The sequence below is a fragment of the Wenxinia saemankumensis genome, from assembly GCF_900141735.1.
In the GTDB taxonomy this organism is placed as follows: domain Bacteria; phylum Pseudomonadota; class Alphaproteobacteria; order Rhodobacterales; family Rhodobacteraceae; genus Wenxinia; species Wenxinia saemankumensis.
In genome coordinates this window covers 651,858-669,680 of the sequence record NZ_FQYO01000002.1, presented here as the reverse complement: position 1 = coordinate 669,680, position 17,823 = coordinate 651,858, and the positions used below count along the sequence as shown (strand labels likewise).

Here is a 17,823-nt window from a genome sequence, read left to right as displayed (position 1 = left end):
CCTCTGGTCGGATGTCAGTGGGCGGGGGCGGTCGCTTCGGCCCCGGATTCGGCCCCGGATTCGGCGCGGATGGCCTCGACGACGGATCGCATCCGCGCCATCGCCTCCTCGATGCGGGGAACCGGCTGGGTCATCGACATGCGGACGAAATCATCCGTGTGGTCGCCGTAGATCGTGCCGGGATACATCATCACCCGGCCGTCGGCCAAAAGCCGTTCGCAGAAGGCGCCGGCCCCGATCCCGAGGCTCAGCGAGGCGACGTCGCCATAGACGTAGAACCCGCCCTGCGGCTCGGCATACGCCATGCCCATCGCGTCTAGACCCTTGAGCATGGCGCGCCGCCGGGCGTCGTACTCGGCCCGCATCTCGTCGACGCAGTCCTGCGGGCCGGTCGCGGCGGCCAGCGCCGCGTGCTGGCTGACGCCCGCGACGGAGATCGCGAAGGCGTGGTTGATCTCGGTCATGGGGGTGATGAGATCCTTCGGACCCGCCAGGTAGCCGACCCGCCAGCCGGTCATCGCGTAGGCCTTGGAGAAGCCGCTGAGCGTGATGGTGCGCTCGCGCATCCCCGGCAGGGCGGCGACCGATTGCACGCGGTTGTTGCCGAAGGTGAGGCGCGAATAAATCTCGTCCGAGATGACGATCAGGTCGTGCTCCGCCGCCAGCTCGGCGATCTTCGCCACCTCGTCGGGCGGCGTGACGGTGCCGGTGGGGTTGTTCGGGTTGATGAGGACGAGGATCTTCGACTTCCCGGTGATGTGCGGACGGATCATCTCGGCCGTCAGGGTGAAGTTCGTCTCCATCCCCATCGGCACCTTGACGACTGTGGCGTCGGCGAGTTCGGCGGCCTGCTGGTAGGGATTGTAGCCAGGGCACGGCACGATGATCTCGTCGCCGGGGTTCAGCAGCGTCAGCGCGATGACGAACATGCCGTGCTGGCCGCCCGGCGTGACGAGGATCTCGTCGGGGGCATAGTCCGCCCCGCCATGCGCCTTGATCTGCGCCGCGATCGCCTCGCGCAGCGGCAGGATACCGGCGGGGTGCGTGTAGTGGGTCGCGCCGCTGCCCAGCGCCTCCTGCCCGGCCCTGACGATATGTTCGGGCGTGTCGAGGTCGGGATCGCCGCGGCCGAGCTTGATGACGTCGTCGAGGCCGTCGGCGATGTTCAGCATCCGCGTGATCAGATGCTCTTCCGACAGCTTCACGCGCGAGGCGAGGCGGTTGGTGTTGCTCATGTCTTGTCCTCCTCCCGCGGGGTCAGGCCGCGAGCCCGTAGATCTCGGAATACTTGGCGTTCAGGTGCCGCAGATACGGCTCGGGATCGAGCGCGCGGCCCGTCGCCCGCTCCAGCAGTTCGTCGCGGGTGAAGCGGCGGCCGTGGCGGCAGACATGCTCGTCCAGCCAGTCCTTGAGCGGCCCGTAATCGGCCGCCTCCAGCGCGTCGCGGATGCCGGGCTGCTCGGAGGTCGCGGTCTCGAACAGCTGCGCGGCCATGACGTTGCCGATCGTGTAGTTGCAGAAGGTGCCGATCTGGCCGGAGGACCAGTGCACGTCCTGCAGCACGCCCTGCGCGTCGTCCGGTACGTCGATGCCGAGGCTGCGCTTCATCTCGGCGTTCCAGGCCTCCGGCAGGTCGTCCACGTCCAGCGATCCGTCGATCATCCGACGCTCGATCTCGACCCGCAGCATGATGTGGAAGTCGTAGGTCAGCTCGTCCGATTCGACGCGGATCAGCGAGGGGCGCGAACGGTTGATCGCGCGGTAGAATTCCTCGGCGTCCACGTCGTCGAGCGTGCCGGGATAGGCGGCCTGCAGGTCGCCGAAATGGTTGCGCCAGAAGGCGCGCGACCGGCCGACGTGGTTCTCCCACAGGCGCGACTGGCTCTCATGCGCGCCGAAACTGACGCCCGACACGGCGTAGAGCCCGACGAGATCGGTTGCGAGCGGGGTGCGGACATAGGCCGGGTCGGCCCCCTGCTCGTACATCGCGTGCCCCGCCTCGTGCAGCGCGCCGAACAGCGACATCGGCATGTAGCGCGGATTGACCCGCGTCGTGATGCGCACGTCGTTGCGGGTGAAGCTGATCTCGAACGGGTGCACCGTGGTGTCGAGCCGGCCCCGATGCAGGTCGTAGCCCACCCGCTCGGCCATCTTCAGGGCAAAGGCCATCTGGGTGTCGGCCGGGTATTCGCGCGTTATGAAGTCCGCGCGTGGCTGCTCGGCCTGCGCGATCCTGTCGACCAGCGGCTGCATCCCCTCGCGCAGGCGCGCGAAGAGCGGGATCAGCTCCTTCGTCGTGGTGCCCGGCTCGAACCGGTACATCAGCGCGTCGTAGGGGTGATCCTCGTAACCGATCGCCTCGGCCATCTCGCGGCTGACGGCGACGATGTCCTTGAGCGCGGGGGCGAAGATCGAGAAATCGGCCTTCTCCCGCGCCTCGGCCCAGCTGTCGTGGCCGATGCCGCTGAGCTCGGTCTTGCGGCGCAGCAGCTCGGACGGGATGCGCTCGTGGTAGTCGATGGCCTCGCGCACCTGCGACACCATCCGCGCCTCGGGGTCGTCGTCCGCGCGGCCCTGCACCTCGCCCGCGGCGCCGTCCAGCGCGCGCTTCATCTCGTCCGAGCAGAGCAGGTCGCGGGCCGCGACGGTCAGGGTCGCCATCTGCTTGGCCCGCGTCGCGCTGCCGCCATGGGGCATCATCGTACGCGCGTCCCAGGACAGCACCGAGCTGGCGTTCAGCAGGTCGTTCACCTGGCCCGCGAGGGTCAGCATCCGGTCGAGGCTCATGGGGCGGCTCCTGTCTTCGTTCCCGTGCCGGTCCTGCGGGGGGCGTCCGGCGGCGGCGCTTGACAGGCCGGACCGGGCGTGGTTCCCATTCCTCGCAGAATGTCGACAATCTACTGGTTGCAATGTCCCGGAAGCTTGTCAACCGCAAAGCCGGGCGAAACCGGCGCCGGAGGGACCGCCCGATCATGGCAGAACCAGCAACGAACAGGAGCAGCCTCGTGCGGATGGCCGTGGCGGGCTCGGTGACCACGCCGTCGGTCCGACCCGGCCAGTACATCCCCCATCCGAACGGGCGGGCGGCGGTGCTGCCGGGCATGTTCGGCGTCACCTACAACGTGCGCTGCGGCGACCGCGCCTTCGGCTGGGCGGGCGACCATGTCGAGCCGGGCGTTTCCATCGACGACGACGCGGATGGCGGGCGCCACCACGCGCTGCATTACCTGACCTGCATCGGCAACGACTGCGTCGTGACCTCCGGCATGGCGGCGGGGGCGCGGGGGGTGGTGATCGGCGAACATGCCCGCATCCTCTGCCAGTTCGACGACGAGACGCACCGCCTCATCGCCCCCGGCGACCGCATCCAGGTGCTGACCGAGGGGCGCGGCCTCGCCTTCGCCGATCTTCCGGGCATCGAGATGAAGAAGATGTCGCCCCGCCTCTTCGAGGCGATGGGGCTGCGCGTCGAGGACGGCCGGCTGCAGGTGCGGGTCGCGATGGAACTGCCGATCCGCATCATGGGCTCCGGGGCCGAGCTGAACGCCGAATATGTCGACCAGGACCTGATGAGCGGCGACCGCCCGCTGATGGCCGATCTCGGCATCGACCGGATGCGCCTCGGCGACCTGATCGCGATCCGCCATGCCGACCACCATTTCGGCCGGTCCTACCGCGAGGGCGCGGTCAGCATCGCGCTCTGCATCCACGGCGATTCGATCATGACCGGGCACGGGCCCGGGATCCTGACCCTCATCACCGCGCGGCAGGGAGAGATCGACTTCACGATCGACCCCGCCGCCAACCTCTCGGACCTTCTGAACCTCGGAGCCGCCCAATGAGCGTCGCCACCAACGCCGCCGACATCGTCGCCGTCTCGTGCCAGGGCCGCGTCGCCAATCCCGCCTTCTCGGGCCTGCCGGCCGAGCCGTACCGCCTGGACGCGGACGGGAAGGCCTTCCTGTGGCCGACCTTCGGCGGCATCGTCTACAACGTCAGCGTCGGCGACAGCGCCTTCGGCTGGTCGGGCGATTGCGTCCACCCTGCGGTCAGCATCGCCCATCCGGACGCGAACAAGAACCGGGGTCTCAACGTCTTTGCCTGCGTGGGCAACCGCGCGATGGTGACGAGCGGCGCGGCAAAGGGCGCGACCGGAACGGTCACCGGCAAGTCCGGCCGCTTCTCCGACCAGGTGATCGTGCATTTCGACATGGCCACACGCGAGGCGATGGCCGTCGACGACGCGGTGACGGTCATGGCCGAGGGCGTCGGCCTCGCCCTGCCCGATCATCCTGCCGTCGCGATCAAGTCGCTTTCCCCGTCCCTCTTCGATGCGCTGCCCAAGCGGGTCGAGGACGGCGTGCTGAGGATCGGCGTCGTCGCAACCGTCCCGCCCCACATGGTCGGCGCGGGCGCGGGCCTGACATCCGAGGGCGGCTCGCTGCACATGCAATCGACCGACCGGGCGGAGCTGGCGGCCCACGGGCTGGACCGGCTGCGCCTCGGCGACGTGATCGCCATTCAGGACACCGACAGCCGCTACAATCACGGCTACCTGCGGGGCGCGATGTCCATCGGCATCGTCGGCCAGACCGACGGGCCGCGCGCAGGCTACGGCCCCGGCATGACGATCGTGATGACCGCCCCGGGAGGGGCGCTCGGCGCCTTCGACGCGCCCGGCACCAATATCGCCGACATCCTGGAGTTGCGCGCATGACCACCGAGACCACACCCGCCCGCGCCACCGCGATGACCAATGTCGAGAAGGAGAGCCTGCGCGCCTTCGTGACCGAGGGGTTCGAGAAGCTGGGCCTGACGGCCGAGGACGCCGCGATCTTCGCCGGGGCGCTGATCTTCTCCGAACTGCGCTTCCACCCCGGACAGGGCCAGGGGGTCATGCGCCTGCGCCGCTACGCCGAGCGGATCGGCAACGGCGAGGTCGATCCCCGCGCGGACTGGACCGTCGTTAAGGAGGCGCCCAGCCTCGCGCTGGTCGACGCCCATAACGGCATCGGCACCGTCGCGGCGGCCAAGGCCATGCGCCTGGCGGTGAGTAAGGCCAAGAAGAACGGGATCGGCACGGTCGTCGTGCGGAACTCGACGCATTACGGGTCGAGCGCGGTCCATGCCTGCCAGGCGCTGGAGCAGGGCTGCATCGGCATCGCCTTCACCAATGCCGGGCCCGAGATGGCCCCCTGGGGCGGACGCGAGGGGGTCACCGGGACCAATCCCTGGTCGATCGCCGCGCCCTCGGACAAGGGCTTTCCCACCGTGCTCGACATCGCCCTGACCACCGCCGGCAAGGGGATGATGAACTGGTACCTCAAGGAGGGGAAGAAGATGCCCCGCGACTGGGCTCTGACCCCCGACGGCGAGGAGACGGACGATCCGGCGGCGGCGATGAAGGGGCCCCTTCTCGCGATCGGCGGGCACAAGGGCTACGGCCTCGCCTTCATGACCGAGGCGCTGACCGGCGTGCTCTCGGGCGGCGGCTTCGGGCTGGTTCCCTATGCCGATCCCGCGAAGATGGACGTGAGCCACATGTTCACCGCCATCGACATCGCGTGGTTCATGGACCCGGCCGATTACGCCGCCCGGATGGGCGAGTTCGTCGACATGGCCAAGAGCCGGGCCCTGCGGCCCGGCTTCTCCGAGATCATGGTGCCGGGCGAGCAGGAGGCCCGGCGCGAGGCGGCCAAGTCCGAGAACGGCGTGCCCGTCGCGGATTCGGTGCTCGAGGATTTCGCGCGGCTCAGGACCGAGCTCGGGATCGGTGCCGAGCTGACCACTCTCGGCCCCTATCGCGGCGACATCCTGTGAGCTTCGCCCCCCTGCCCGCGTCTTTCCACGCCGCAGCGCGGGACCGCCTGCGGGCCCGGGCCGAGGCGGCGGGGCTGGACGGGCTGCTGCTGACGCGCGCCCCCAACATCGCCTACGCGAGCGGCCTGTTCCTCTCGGCCAACGAGCGCCCGATGGCCGTCTGGCTGCCCGTGACGGGCGAGCCGGTGCTGTTCATGCCGGGGCTGGAGCGCGAGAACGCGGAAGGCACCGGCATCGCGGACCTGCGCCTCTACGACGAGTTTCCGGGCGACGTGCCGCCGATCCTGTGGATGCTGGACGAGATCGGCCCCGCCCGGATCGGGATCGACGCGCTGGAGGCGCGGCTTCTGGACGCGGCGCGGGAGCGGACTGCCGCGCTCGACCTCACCGACCACGCGATGCGCGAGCGGGCGGTCAAGCGCCCCGAGGAGCTGGCCCTGATCCGCGAGGCGGCGTCCTTCGCCGACCTCTTCCTGCGGCGCCTCCACGCCGAGGGCGCGGACATCGTCCGGCAGGGCGGGACCGAGCAGGACCTGATGGCCGACGCCATGGCCCATGCGCGGGGCGCTCTCCTGACGAAGCACCGGGACGCCTTCGCCGGCACGCCCCTGGGCATCACCGCCTCCGTCCATTCCGGGCCCCGCGCCGCCCTGCCCCACGGCGCGGTCCTGCCGCGCGTGCCGCAGCCCGGCGAGACGCTGATCGCCGGGATCGGCGCCTCTCTCGGCGGCTACCATGCCGAGAGCGGCGTGACCTTGACCCTGGGCGCGGCATCGGAGGAACAGGTCCGCATCATGCGGGCGATGGAGGCCTGCGACGAAGCCGCGCGAGAGGCGCTGGACCGTCGCCTGCCCTGCGACGCCGTCAACCGCGCCGCGCTGGACGCGCTGCGCGCGGCGGGTCTCGGCGAGGCCATCCGCCACCGGATCGGGCACGGAATGGGGCTGGAGGGGCACGAGGCCCCCTGGCTCGCCCCCGGCGATGCCACCCCCACCGCGTCCGGCATGGTCTTCTCGTCCGAGCCGGGCGTCTACCGCCCCGGCCGGGACGGATACCGCACGATCAACACGCTGATCGCGACGGACGGGGCGACCGAGATCCCCTCCCGCTTCCAGTCCGACACCCCCATCGACGCCCGCGTCATCGCCATCTGAGGAGAGAGACATGCCCGAACCAGCCGCCTGGCATTACCAGAAGATCACCAAGCGCATGTTCGACGAACCCGGTGTCGACCGCCTGCTGTTCGGGCGCGTCATCACCGCGGTCGGCGACGAGGTGATCGAGGACGGCTACGTCCATCTCCGGGGCGGCAAGATCGCGGGCGTGGGCGAACGGGCCGGTGCGCCCACCGTCGCGGACAGTGTCGAGACCGGCGGCACGCTGATGCCCGGCATGATGAACTCCCACGCGCACCTGTCCTGGGACGGCATCCACGAACTGAGCCAGCAGTCGATGTACGACGCGCCCGAGATCCGCGCCTACAAGGCCGCGGGCAACATGCTGAAGAGCCTGCGCGCCGGGATCACGCTGGTGCGCGACCTCGGCGTGCACGACGCCAATCTCTTCACCAAGCAGGCCGTGGCGCAAGGCATCTTTCCCGGACCCCGCCTGCTCGTCTCGGGCGAGAGCATCATACAGACCGGGGGCCACACCTACTGGGTCTGCCGCGAGGCGTCCGGCGCGGACGAGATGCGCCGCGCCGTCCGCGACCAGGTGAAACGAGGCGCCGACCTCATCAAGGTCATGGCCTGCCACGACACGCTGGAATTCACCGACGACGAGCTGCACGCCGTCATCGACGAGGCACATCGCAATCGCCTGCCGATCACCGCCCACGCCACCTACGATGCCTGCATCGCCCGGGTGGCCGAGTTCGGGATCGACTGCATCGAGCATGGCGGCTCGATGTCCGACGCCACGATCCAGCTGCTGCTGGACCGCAAGCTGCCCATCGTCACGACCTTCTCGGCGCTGGTGATCCAGGCCGATCCCGAGATCGCCCGCGCCTTCGGCATCCCCGAATGGAAGATCGCCGAGCGGCAGAAGGCGGTCGCCGACAAGTCCCGCTTCGACGGGCTGCTGCGCGCGGCGAAGGCGGGCGTGCCGATCGTGTTCGGCACCGATGCAGGCTCCCCGGCGGTCGAGCACGACCGCATCGTGCCGGAGCTGAAGTTCATGGTCGAGGTCGGCGTCTGCCCGGACAACCTCGACGCGCTGCGGGCCATCACCGCCCGCGCCGCCGTCCTGAACGGCTACGGCGACACGCTCGGCACTCTTGAGGCCGGCAAGCTGGCTGACCTGATCGTCGTCGACGGCAAGCCCGACCAGGACCTGACCGCGCTGGAGCGGGTCACCCAGACCTATATCGACGGAAAGAGGATGCACTGATGTCCCTGCTTCACGACCGCCTCGCCCCCCGCATCGTCGAGGAGGACGGCGCCTTCCGCACGAGGATGCTGAGCATCGCCGCCGGGATGGACGACGTCGTCGCCCTCGGCCGCGGCGATCCCGACTTCCACACGCCCCAGCACATCGTCGACGCCGCGAAGGCCGCGCTCGACGCGAACGCCCACCACTATACCGGCCCGACCGGCCTGCCCCAGCTGCGCGAGGCCATCGCCGCGAACCTGGCGGCCGAATACGGCCTCGACTACGCGGCGGACGAGATCGTCGTCACGGCCGGCGTGCAGGAAAGCATCATGCTCCTGATGCTGGGCCTCGTGGCGCCGGGCGACGAGGTGCTGATCACCTCGCCCCGCTTCACCACCTACGACACGGCCGTGCACCTGTGCGGCGGCACGCCGATCCCGGTGCCGACGCATCTGAAGGACGATTTCGCGCTCGACCCGGCCGAGATCGAGGCCCGGATCACGGACCGGACCCGCATGTTCGTGCTCGTCAGCCCGAACAACCCCACCGGCGCCGTGACCCCGCCCGACGTGATCCGGCGGATCGCGGACCTCGCGGTGAGGCACGACATCCTCATCGTCGCCGACGAGATCTACGCCAAGCTGATCTACGACGGGCACGAGCACCTCTCCATCGCCACGCTGCCCGGCATGAAGGAGCGGACGGTCACGCTGAACGGCTTCTCCAAGACCTACGCCATGACCGGCTGGCGCGTCGGCTACATGGCCGCGCCGAAGGATTTCGTGGAGAAGGTGACCGAGCCGCGCCACACGCTGTCGATCAACACCTGCACGATCAGCCAGCACGCGGCCCTCGCCGCGCTGACCGGCCCGCAGGACGAGATGGAGCGCATGTTCGCCGATTACGCCGAACGCCGCGACTGGCTGACCGGCGCGCTGGACGACGCCGGGCTGCGCTACGGCGCGCCGGGGGGCGCGTTCTACGTCTATACCGACATCTCCTCGACGGGCATGAAGGCGAAGCCGTTCTGCGAGGCGCTGCTGCGCGAGACCGGCGTGATGGTCTTTCCCGGCGACATGTTCGGAGAGCCCGACAGCGACTTCATCCGCATCTCGTACCTGCAACCCCTGCCCCTGATCCGCGAGGCGATGGACCGCATCGCGGGCTTCGTGGCCAGGCGGAAGGAGGCGGCGTGATGGATTTCGCGAAACCCGACCCGTCCGAGAAGTTCGTCGGCATCCAGGTCTCTCCCATCTCCTTCATCGACGAGGGGGTGGACACCGTCCTCGACACGCTGAAGGACCGCGTGGGCGTCAATGTCCTGATGCTGGGCACCGTGTCCTGGCTGGGGCTGAAGACCGGCCGCTCGATCAGCCACAAGCTGGACGGCTGGCCCGATCACGGCGTGCCCGAGCCCTTCACCATGAAGGGCGGCGCCTATTTCGAGCCGGACCCGCGCTTCTATGCCAACACGATGATCAAGGACTTCCGCGCGACGGATCCCGAAATGGCGGGGATCGACATCCTCGACCTCGTCATTCCGGCCGCGCACGAGCGGGGGATGAAGGTGTTCCCCGAACTGATGGAGCCCTTCTTCAAGTATGCGGGTCACGGGAGCGCCAACACGATCGAGGTGCCGAACCTGCCGCAGGTGATGGAGACCGACTGTTACGGCCGGCTGAAGGACGAGCCCTCGACCTCCAATCCCGATTACCGGCGCTGGATGCTCTCGATGATCGAGGATCAGGTGCGGCGCTACGACATCGACGGGCTGATGTGGTGCAACGAGCGCAACTCGCCTCTGGACCAGTGCATCCAGGGCCAGGCGCCGGGCGACTTCTCGGAGGCGACGCTGGACGAGGCGCGGCGCCGGGGCGTGGATACGGAAGGCTGCCGCCGCGCGATGATCGCGCTGCACGAATTCTGCACGTCCGCCAGGGCGGGCGAGGCGTTCGACGACGGCGCCTTCATCGAGTTCCTGCGCACCCTGATGCGCCACCCCGAGATCCTGATCTGGGAGCGGTTCTGGCTGGAGCGGAACAAGGATCTCGACCGCGAGATCCACGGGCTGGTCAAGTGGTGCAAGCCGGGCCTGTCCTTCGGGCTGAACGTCTGGAACCGCAACCACTTCAACATCTTCCGCCGCGCGCAATGGCCCTGGGCCGAGCAGACGATGTATGCCGACTGGGTCAAGCCGATCACCTACCAGCACCAGTCGGGCGAGATCTGGCACAAGGAGTTCGGCTTCCTGCACAAGTCGATCCTGCGCGACTTCGACGCGGGCGAGGCCGCCGCCGTCCTATCGAGGATGCTCGGCCTCGGCGCGCCGCCGCTCGCCAGCGCGGTGCAGGAGGGGATGGACCCCGATACCTATGTCGGCGGGCAATGTGCCGACGCGCTGCGCGGCGTGCATGGAGGGGCCAAGGTCTACATGGGTCTCGGCATCGACGCGCCGCGGGTCCGCGAGGACCAGGCGGTCTGCACGCCCGACATCGCCTACCGCTCGGTCATGGCGACCTACCGCGCGGGCGGGCACGGGGTCGTTCTGTCGCCCAACTACGCCTCGATGAAGCTGACCAATCTCGACGGCGTCGCGACGGCGTTGGAAGAGCTGGGCCTCAAATGACCGACCTCGTCGTCACCGGGGGCGAGGTGCTGTTGCCGGACGGACCCGCGTGGGTCGATGTCTCGGTCGCGGGCGGCCGGGTGCAGGGCCTGCACGCCCCCGGCACCGCGCCCCCCGCGCCCGAGACGGTGAACGCCACCGGCCTCACCGTCCTGCCCGGCATCGTCGACATCCACTTCCACGTCCGCGCCCCCGCCTACCCCGAGCGCGGCACGGTCCTGTCCGAGACGCGGGCGGCGGCGGCCGGCGGGGTCACCACGCTGTTCGAGATGCCGATTTCCAAGCCCTGCTGCGCCACGCCCGGGATCTTCGAGGACAGGCGCGCCCATTTCGCCGAGCACGCGGTGGTCGATTTCGGCCTCTACGCCGCGCCCGGCGACATGACCGAGGCGACGCGCGACCGCTTCCTCGACCTGGGCGCCATCGCCTTCAAGATCTTCACCACCCCGGCCCCGCCGGGCCGGGGCGACGAATTCGACGGCCTCGCCTTTCCGGGCGAGGCCGACCAGCTTCGCGCGCTGGAACTGCTGGCGGGCACCGGGCGGCCCGTAGTCGTCCACGCCGAGAGCGCGTCGTTGCTGGCGCATTTCGAGGCGGCGGCCCGCGCCACGCGCGACCCCGCCTCGGGCTACACCCACAACGCCGCCCGCCCGGCGGTCTGCGAGAGCGTCGCCGTGGCGAAGCTGCTCGCCATGAACATCCGGGCCGGGGCGAAGCTGCACATCGCCCATGTCACCAGCGCCGAGACCGTCGCCGTCCTTCGCGCCTTCGCAGGGACGTCGGACTTCACGGCCGAGACCTGCCCGCAATACCTCTTCGCCACGGAAGACGACGTGGACCGCGCAGGTGTCTTCGCCAAGGTGAACCCGCCGATCCGGACGCGGACGGATCAGGACGCGCTCTGGCAGGCCATCGCGGACGGGATCATCACCCATGTCACGACCGACCACGCCCCCTTCGCCTTCGACGAGAAGAACGCGGCCGCGGGCGACTTCTTCGCCGCGCCCCCCGGCAGTCCCGGGATCGAGACCCTGCTGCCCGCCATGCTGGACGCCGTGGCGGCGGCCCGGCTGACGCTGAAACAGGCGCACGACCTGTGCTGCGCGAACGGCGCGCGGCTCTACGGCCTGGCGCCCCGCAAGGGCACGCTGCTCCCCGGTGCGGATGCCGACATGGCGCTGGTGGACCTTGCGGGCGAGACGCAGGTACGGCGCGGCGGGCTGGTCAGCCACGCCCGGGACGTCGCGCACCTGTGGGACGGACGCGTGTTCCGGGGCCGGGTCGCGCGGACCCTGCTGGCCGGGAGGACCGTCTGGGACGGGGCCGAGGTGACGGGCGCGGAGGGCGCGGGCCGGTTCGTCCGGCCCTGAGCCGGAACCGCGCGCCTCCGCTCACGGCGTGGGTCCGCGATCCGGTGGGTCGCCGATTGCGGCGCCCTCTCCCTGCCTCGGCACGCCTGCGGGCCTCTCAGGCCAAGAGGGGGTCCCCCGCCACCTCGAGGATCCCCCATCCGATCCCGCCCCGCGCGGAACAGGGGCCGCAGGGCCTCCCGCGCAGCGCCGGCGCGCCCCTACGCGGCGGCGATCCGGGGAATGTCGGCGCTCGGCTCGGGGGTCATCCGGTTCTGGCAGGGTCAAAGCGCCAGGCTCGCCGGATGGATCGCCGCCGCGCGCGCCGCCGATGCGCCTTTCGTGGGGATCATGCCGTCCGCTGCGTGGGTCAGCCCGTCGTCTGACCTTGCCGGACCTCCGCGGACCGAGGTTGGTTCGCCGGCTCGCCGCCTACCCCCGCTCCTTCAGCCGGGGATCGAGGAAGTCGCGCAGCCAGTCGCCAATGATGTTGAAGGCCAGCACCACGAAAACGATGGCGAGGCCGGGAAAGACGGCCATCCACCACTTGTTGCTCAGCAGGTGGTCGCGGCTCTCGGACAGCATCGAGCCCCAGGTCGGCACGTCCGGCGGCACGCCGAGGCCGAGGAAGGACAGCGCCGCCTCGGACAGGATCACGCTGGCCACGTTGAACGAGGCGATGACGGTCAGCGGCGCCACGATGTTGGGCAGGATCGTGCGGAACAGGATCGACGCCGTGCCGTCGCCCATCGCGCGGGCCGCCTCGACATATTCCTTCTCGCGCAGCGACAGGGTCTGCGCCCGCACGATCCGCGCATAGGTGATCCACTGTCCGATCCCGAGGACGAGGATGATGTTCATCAGCCCCGGCCCCAGCACGACGAGGAACATGATCGCCAGCAGGATGAACGGAAAGGCCAGCTGGATGTCCCCGAGCCGCATGATGACGTCGTCGACCCAGCCCCGGAAATAGCCCGAGACCAATCCCAGCAGCGTGCCGATCGTCCCGCCGACGAGGATCGAGGCGATCCCCACGGTGAGCGAGACCCGCGCCCCGTAGAGCAGGCGGCTCAGCACGTCGCGGCCCAGGTGGTCGCTGCCCAGCCAGTAGACCGCCCCGCCCTGCCCCTCGGCCCCCGGCGGCAGCAGGCGGGCCATGATGTTCTGCCGGTTGGGGTCGAAGGGCGCCAGCCACGGCCCGAACACCGCGACGAAGACGGCCACGAGCAGGACGATCAGGCCCACCAGCGCCCAGCGGCTCGCCACCAGGCTGCGCATCGCGCGGGCGGCCTCGCGCCGGCGATAGCTCGGGGCCGGCACGGGCGTCTGCAGGTCGAGCCGCGCGTCGCTGTCGATGTTTGCCATGTCGGGGCGTCCTTCAGAGTTTCACGCGCGGATCGAGCCGCGAGTAGATCAGGTCGACGATCAGGTTCAGCGCGATGAAGACGAGCGCCAGCAGGATCACCGAGGCCTGCACGACGGGAATGTCGCGCTGGTTGATCGCGTTGAAGACCAGCCGCCCGATCCCGGGATAGGAGAAGACCGTCTCGACCACGACGACCCCGCCGAGCAGGAAGCCGAATTCCAGACCAATCATCGTCACCACCGGAAGCCACGCGTTGCGCAGCGCGTGATGCACGATCACCTGCCGCTCGCGGATGCCCTTGGACCGGGCGGTCCGCACGAAATCCTGGCTCAGCACCTCGAGCATCGAGGACCGGATCAGGCGGGCGTTCCGGGCCAGCGTGTACGAGCCCACGGCGATGGCGGGCATGATCATGTAGTAGAGGCTGCCGGGCAGGTTGCCGAAGGCCTCGGCGAAGTTGCCCTCGAAGAGCGGCTCGAGGAAGGGCACGTGGCCCGAGATCGGCAGCCAGCCCAGATAGAGGCCGAAGAACATGATCATCATGATCCCCATCCAGAAGTTGGGAATCGACTGGCCCAGCATGGCGAAGGTCATGATCGCGCCATCCGCCGGCGTGCCCCGCTTCAGCGCCGAGTAGATGCCGAGTGGGATCGACAGCGCGATCGCGAGGACCAGCGAGAAGAAGGTCAGCTCGATCGTCGCGGGCATCGCCTCGAGCACGACCCCCATCGCGGGCTGCCGGTAGCTGAGCGAATTGCCGAAATCGAGATGCGCGGCGTTCCAGATGTAGGTCAGGTACTGGATGTGCAGCGGCGCGTCGAAGCCCAGCGCCTCGCGGGCGCGCTGGATCTCCTCCGCGCTCGCGTTCTCGGAGACGAAGAGATAGGTCGGATCGCCCCCCATCTGGAGCGAGATGAAGCTGATCAGCGTCACCCCGATGATGACGATGAGGCTCTGCCAGAGTCGGCGGATCAGGAAGGTCCACATCGCGCGTCAGCCCCGTCCGGAGGCGGCGGCGATGGATCGGCGGGCGTTCGGGTCGATCACGGGCGGAATTCCCTTCCTCTGCGGAGCCGGTCTCTTTCCCTCCGCGCCGCGGCGCTTGACAACGGCGTCGTCCGGCGGGAGGGTCAGTCGCATACTGTCGACAATAGACCACCCGGGTCGACTTGCCGTCAAGTGCCGAAGCGAAGGGGGGCCGGTCGCGGCCCCGCCCAGACAAGAGTTCCGAGGGGCCCCCGTGACGATGATGCAAGAGCTGCCGCAGGGCGAGACCGCCCCTGCCTCCCGCCATCCGCTGCTCGTGGTGCGTGACCTGCAGACCTCGTTCCGGACGGGCGGTGGCGGCAGCGTCCGGGCGGTGGACGGGGTCAGCTTCGACCTCGGCCCCGGCGAGACGCTGGCCATCGTGGGCGAGAGCGGGTCCGGCAAGTCGGTCACCTCGCTTTCGCTGATGGGTCTGCTGCCGAGGGAATCGGGCCGCGTCACGGGCGGCTCGATGCGACTCGAGGGGCGCGAGCTGCGCGACCTGCCGGAGGCGGCGATGCGCGACATCCGCGGCCAGCAGATCGGCATGATCTTCCAGGAGCCGATGACCTCGCTCAACCCGGTCCACACGGTCGGGAAGCAGATCTCCGAGATGGTGATCCGTCACCGCGGCCTGTCGAAGCGCGCCGCGATGGACCGCGCGGTCGAGATGCTGGACCTCGTCGGCATCCCCGAGCCCAGGCGCCGCGCGCGGAACTACCCGCACCAGCTTTCCGGCGGGATGCGCCAGCGCGCGATGATCGCGATGGCCCTGTCCTGCGAGCCGCGCATCCTGATCGCGGACGAGCCGACCACCGCGCTCGACGTGACGATCCAGGCGCAGATGCTGGAACTGATGCAGGATCTGCAGGACCGGATGGGCATGGCGATCGTCTTCATCACCCACGATCTGGGCGTGGTGGCCGAGGTCGCGGACCGCGTTGTCGTGATGTATGCCGGCCAGGTCGTCGAGAGCGGGACCGTCCACCAGATCTTCGAGGCGCCGCGGATGCCCTATACGGGCGGGCTCATGAACTCGATCCCCCGTCTCGACGGGGCGCATCGGGGCCAGCGGCTCAAGGCGATCCGGGGCACCGTCCCGCCGCTGACCGAACTCCCCGCCGGGTGCCGGTTCAACCCGCGCTGCGACCACGCCACCGACATCTGCCGCGCCGCGCCGCCCGTGCTGGAGGAGGCCGGGCCCGGCCACCTCGTGCGCTGCGCCCGCTGGCGGGACATCACGCTCGACCTGATGGGGACCGAATGACCATGCGCGACACGATTTCGCCCGAGCCCCTCCTGCAGGTCCGCAACCTGCGCAAGTCCTTCGGGATCCGCGGCGGCCTGCTCGGCCGGGTGCTGGCCGAGGTGAAGGCGGTCAACGACATCTCCTTCGAGATCGGCCGGGGCGAGGTGGTCGGCCTCGTCGGGGAATCGGGATCGGGCAAGACCACGGCCGGCCGCACCCTGCTGCGTCTGGAGGAGCCGACCTCGGGCGAGATCCGGTTCGACGGCACCGACCTCACCACGCTGAGTGCGGACGGGATGCGGCGGATGCGGCGGCGGATGCAGATCATCTTCCAGGACCCCTTCGCGAGCCTCAACCCGCGCGAGAAGGTGCGCGAGATCCTGACCCATCCGCTGCGCCTGCACGGGATCGGCACGGCCTCCGACCGGCCCGACCGCGCGGCGGAGCTGCTCGAGAAGGTCGGCCTCGGGCGCGACAGCCTCGACCGGTTTCCGCACGAATTCTCGGGCGGGCAGCGACAGCGGATCGGGATCGCCCGCGCGCTGGCGGTGGAGCCCGATTTCATCGTCGCGGACGAGCCCGTCAGCGCGCTCGACGTGTCGATCCAGGCGCAGGTCATCAATCTGCTGGACGACCTCTGCGACGATCTCGGCCTGACGATGCTGTTCATCGCCCACGACCTCGGCGTTGTGGAGCATTTCTGCGACCGGGTGATCGTGATGTATCTCGGCCGGATCGTCGAGACGGGCCGGTCCGAGGACCTCTATGCCCGGCCGAACCACCCCTACACGCAGGCGCTTCTCTCCGCCGTGCCGAAGCCGAAACCCGGCCGCCGGCGCGACCGCATCCTGCTGAAGGGGGACATCCCCTCCCCCATCGACCCGCCCTCGGGCTGCGTCTTCCGCAGCCGCTGCCCGATGGCGAGCGCCGAATGCGCCGAGATCGTGCCGCCGCTCGCGCGGGTCGGTGCCGGCCATTTCAGCGCCTGCATCAAGACCACCTGACACGGATGCAGCTTTGACTTGACAGCGCGCTTCCCGCTTGCCCATTGTCACCTTATGGATTGTCGACAACATGCAGATTACAACCGACGGCCGGATGACGTTCTGGCGGATTGTCTGCAATCGGCAATAAGACAGTCGAATGTCCTTGCTCGCCGGACGCCGCGTGGGTGTAAGACGACGCGATCGGTGCCGCTGACGCGGCGGCAGCGCGTATTGGTGAGGAGAGAACGTATGACCCCTTCGGGGATGACCGCCGTCCCGTCCGACGGCATGGGCCCGATCGAGAACGTGCCGCTGCGCGTGCAGGTGGCCGACCGCATCCGCACCGCGATCCTGTCGGGCCGGCTGAAACCGGGCGAGCCGCTGGTCGAGACCGCCCTGGCCGAACAGATGACAGTCAGCCGGGCCCCGATCCGCGAGGCGATCCAGATCCTCGAGAATGACGGCCTCGTCGAGACCATCGCCTACAAGGGCAAGCGGGTGAAGCCGCTGACCGCCCGCGAGGTCGAGGAGATCTATTCCCTGCGCGAGGCCTACGAGGTGATGGCCGTGCGCCGCATCATCGAGCGCGGTGCCGATGCCTCTCCGCTGCGCGGCCCGTGCGAGGACATGAACCGCGCCGCCGCGGCCGACGATCTCGAGGCGCTGACCGCCGCCGACGAGGCGTTCCACCGGACGCTGATCCAGATCGCGGACCACGACCTGCTGCTCGCCTCCTGGCGGAGCCTCTACCTGCGCATCCACCAGATCATGGCGCTGCGCATGCGCCGCCGCCCCGAACTGCCGCAGATCGCCGCCAACCATCCGCCCATCGTCGACGCGCTGGTCGCGCGGGACATGGACCGGGCGGTGAAGCTGATCTCGGACCACACCCGCAACCTCGAAGAGATCGACCCGCAGACCATCGCGGACACCTGACGCCCGGCCCGGTCGCGCCTTCTTCCGCGTGGCAGGCGCCGGTCCGTACCGCCGCCCGACAAGAGCAACAACGGGGCGGCTCACCCAACCCCAAC

15 protein-coding genes are annotated in these 17,823 nt (G+C 69.5%); 11 read left to right on the top strand and 4 right to left on the bottom strand.

All coding sequences use genetic code 11. The features are described from left to right. Positions 1-14 precede the first annotated feature (14 nt). Positions 15-1,235: a pyridoxal phosphate-dependent aminotransferase gene (locus BUE30_RS07000; protein ID WP_073327417.1), complete on the bottom strand. Its 1,221-nt coding sequence runs from the start codon at positions 1,233-1,235 to the stop codon at positions 15-17. A 22-nt stretch (positions 1,236-1,257) separates the two neighbouring features. Continuing rightward, entirely contained in the window at positions 1,258-2,787 is a 1,530-nt protein-coding gene (locus tag BUE30_RS06995; protein WP_073327415.1) for a carboxypeptidase M32, read from the bottom strand. 185 nt (positions 2,788-2,972) lie between these two features. On the opposite strand from BUE30_RS06995, the gene BUE30_RS06990 reads away from it, so the two are divergent. Genes BUE30_RS06990 through BUE30_RS06955 form a run of 8 tightly spaced genes read left to right on the top strand, consistent with a single transcriptional unit; the run spans position 2,973 to position 12,186 of the window. Then, positions 2,973-3,842, top strand: a complete 870-nt coding sequence (locus tag BUE30_RS06990; RefSeq protein ID WP_073327413.1) for a DUF4438 domain-containing protein — start codon at positions 2,973-2,975, stop codon at positions 3,840-3,842. Next, a complete protein-coding gene (locus tag BUE30_RS06985) occupies positions 3,839-4,717 on the top strand; it encodes a DUF4438 domain-containing protein (protein ID WP_073327410.1) in 879 nt (292 codons plus the stop codon). The genes BUE30_RS06990 and BUE30_RS06985 overlap by 4 nt, the downstream gene beginning before the upstream one ends. Next, positions 4,714-5,820 (top strand): Ldh family oxidoreductase, encoded by a 1,107-nt coding sequence (locus BUE30_RS06980; protein ID WP_170865621.1) that lies wholly within the window; start codon positions 4,714-4,716, stop codon positions 5,818-5,820. The genes BUE30_RS06985 and BUE30_RS06980 overlap by 4 nt, the downstream gene beginning before the upstream one ends. Then, a complete protein-coding gene (locus BUE30_RS06975) occupies positions 5,817-6,974 on the top strand; it encodes a M24 family metallopeptidase (RefSeq protein ID WP_083601202.1) in 1,158 nt (385 codons plus the stop codon). Before BUE30_RS06980 ends, BUE30_RS06975 begins: the two co-directional genes overlap by 4 nt. Before the next feature lie 10 nt (positions 6,975-6,984). After that, a complete protein-coding gene (locus tag BUE30_RS06970; protein WP_073327408.1) occupies positions 6,985-8,208 on the top strand; it encodes a metal-dependent hydrolase family protein in 1,224 nt (407 codons plus the stop codon). Then, a complete protein-coding gene (locus BUE30_RS06965; RefSeq protein ID WP_073327407.1) occupies positions 8,208-9,386 on the top strand; it encodes a pyridoxal phosphate-dependent aminotransferase in 1,179 nt (392 codons plus the stop codon). Before BUE30_RS06970 ends, BUE30_RS06965 begins: the two co-directional genes overlap by 1 nt. Further along, entirely contained in the window at positions 9,386-10,816 is a 1,431-nt protein-coding gene (locus tag BUE30_RS06960; protein ID WP_073327406.1) for a hypothetical protein, read from the top strand. The genes BUE30_RS06965 and BUE30_RS06960 overlap by 1 nt, the downstream gene beginning before the upstream one ends. After that, positions 10,813-12,186, top strand: coding sequence for a dihydroorotase (locus BUE30_RS06955; protein ID WP_073327402.1), 1,374 nt, complete (start codon positions 10,813-10,815; stop codon positions 12,184-12,186). Before BUE30_RS06960 ends, BUE30_RS06955 begins: the two co-directional genes overlap by 4 nt. Positions 12,187-12,597: 411 nt before the next feature. On the opposite strand, the gene BUE30_RS06950 is transcribed toward BUE30_RS06955, so the two are convergent. Together BUE30_RS06950 and BUE30_RS06945 are read right to left on the bottom strand one after the other, a co-directional pair. Next, positions 12,598-13,530 carry an ABC transporter permease gene (locus BUE30_RS06950; protein WP_212590710.1) on the bottom strand — a complete coding sequence of 311 codons (933 nt, stop codon included), beginning with the start codon at positions 13,528-13,530 and terminating at the stop codon, positions 12,598-12,600. Positions 13,531-13,543: 13 nt separating this feature from the next. Further along, the gene (locus BUE30_RS06945) at positions 13,544-14,518 is read right to left on the bottom strand and encodes an ABC transporter permease (RefSeq protein WP_073327399.1); all 975 of its coding nucleotides are present in this window, start codon (positions 14,516-14,518) and stop codon (positions 13,544-13,546) included. 259 nt (positions 14,519-14,777) lie between these two features. On the opposite strand from BUE30_RS06945, the gene BUE30_RS06940 reads away from it, so the two are divergent. From BUE30_RS06940 to BUE30_RS06930, 3 genes are all read left to right on the top strand, one after another. Beyond that, complete coding sequence (locus BUE30_RS06940; RefSeq protein WP_139300513.1) at positions 14,778-15,824, top strand: ABC transporter ATP-binding protein; 1,047 nt, start codon at positions 14,778-14,780, stop codon at positions 15,822-15,824. Positions 15,825-15,826: 2 nt separating this feature from the next. After that, positions 15,827-16,810 carry an ABC transporter ATP-binding protein gene (locus BUE30_RS06935; RefSeq protein ID WP_212590709.1) on the top strand — a complete coding sequence of 328 codons (984 nt, stop codon included), beginning with the start codon at positions 15,827-15,829 and terminating at the stop codon, positions 16,808-16,810. Positions 16,811-17,041: 231 nt separating this feature from the next. Beyond that, entirely contained in the window at positions 17,042-17,728 is a 687-nt protein-coding gene (locus tag BUE30_RS06930; RefSeq protein WP_073327393.1) for a GntR family transcriptional regulator, read from the top strand. Positions 17,729-17,823: the final 95 nt, after the last annotated feature.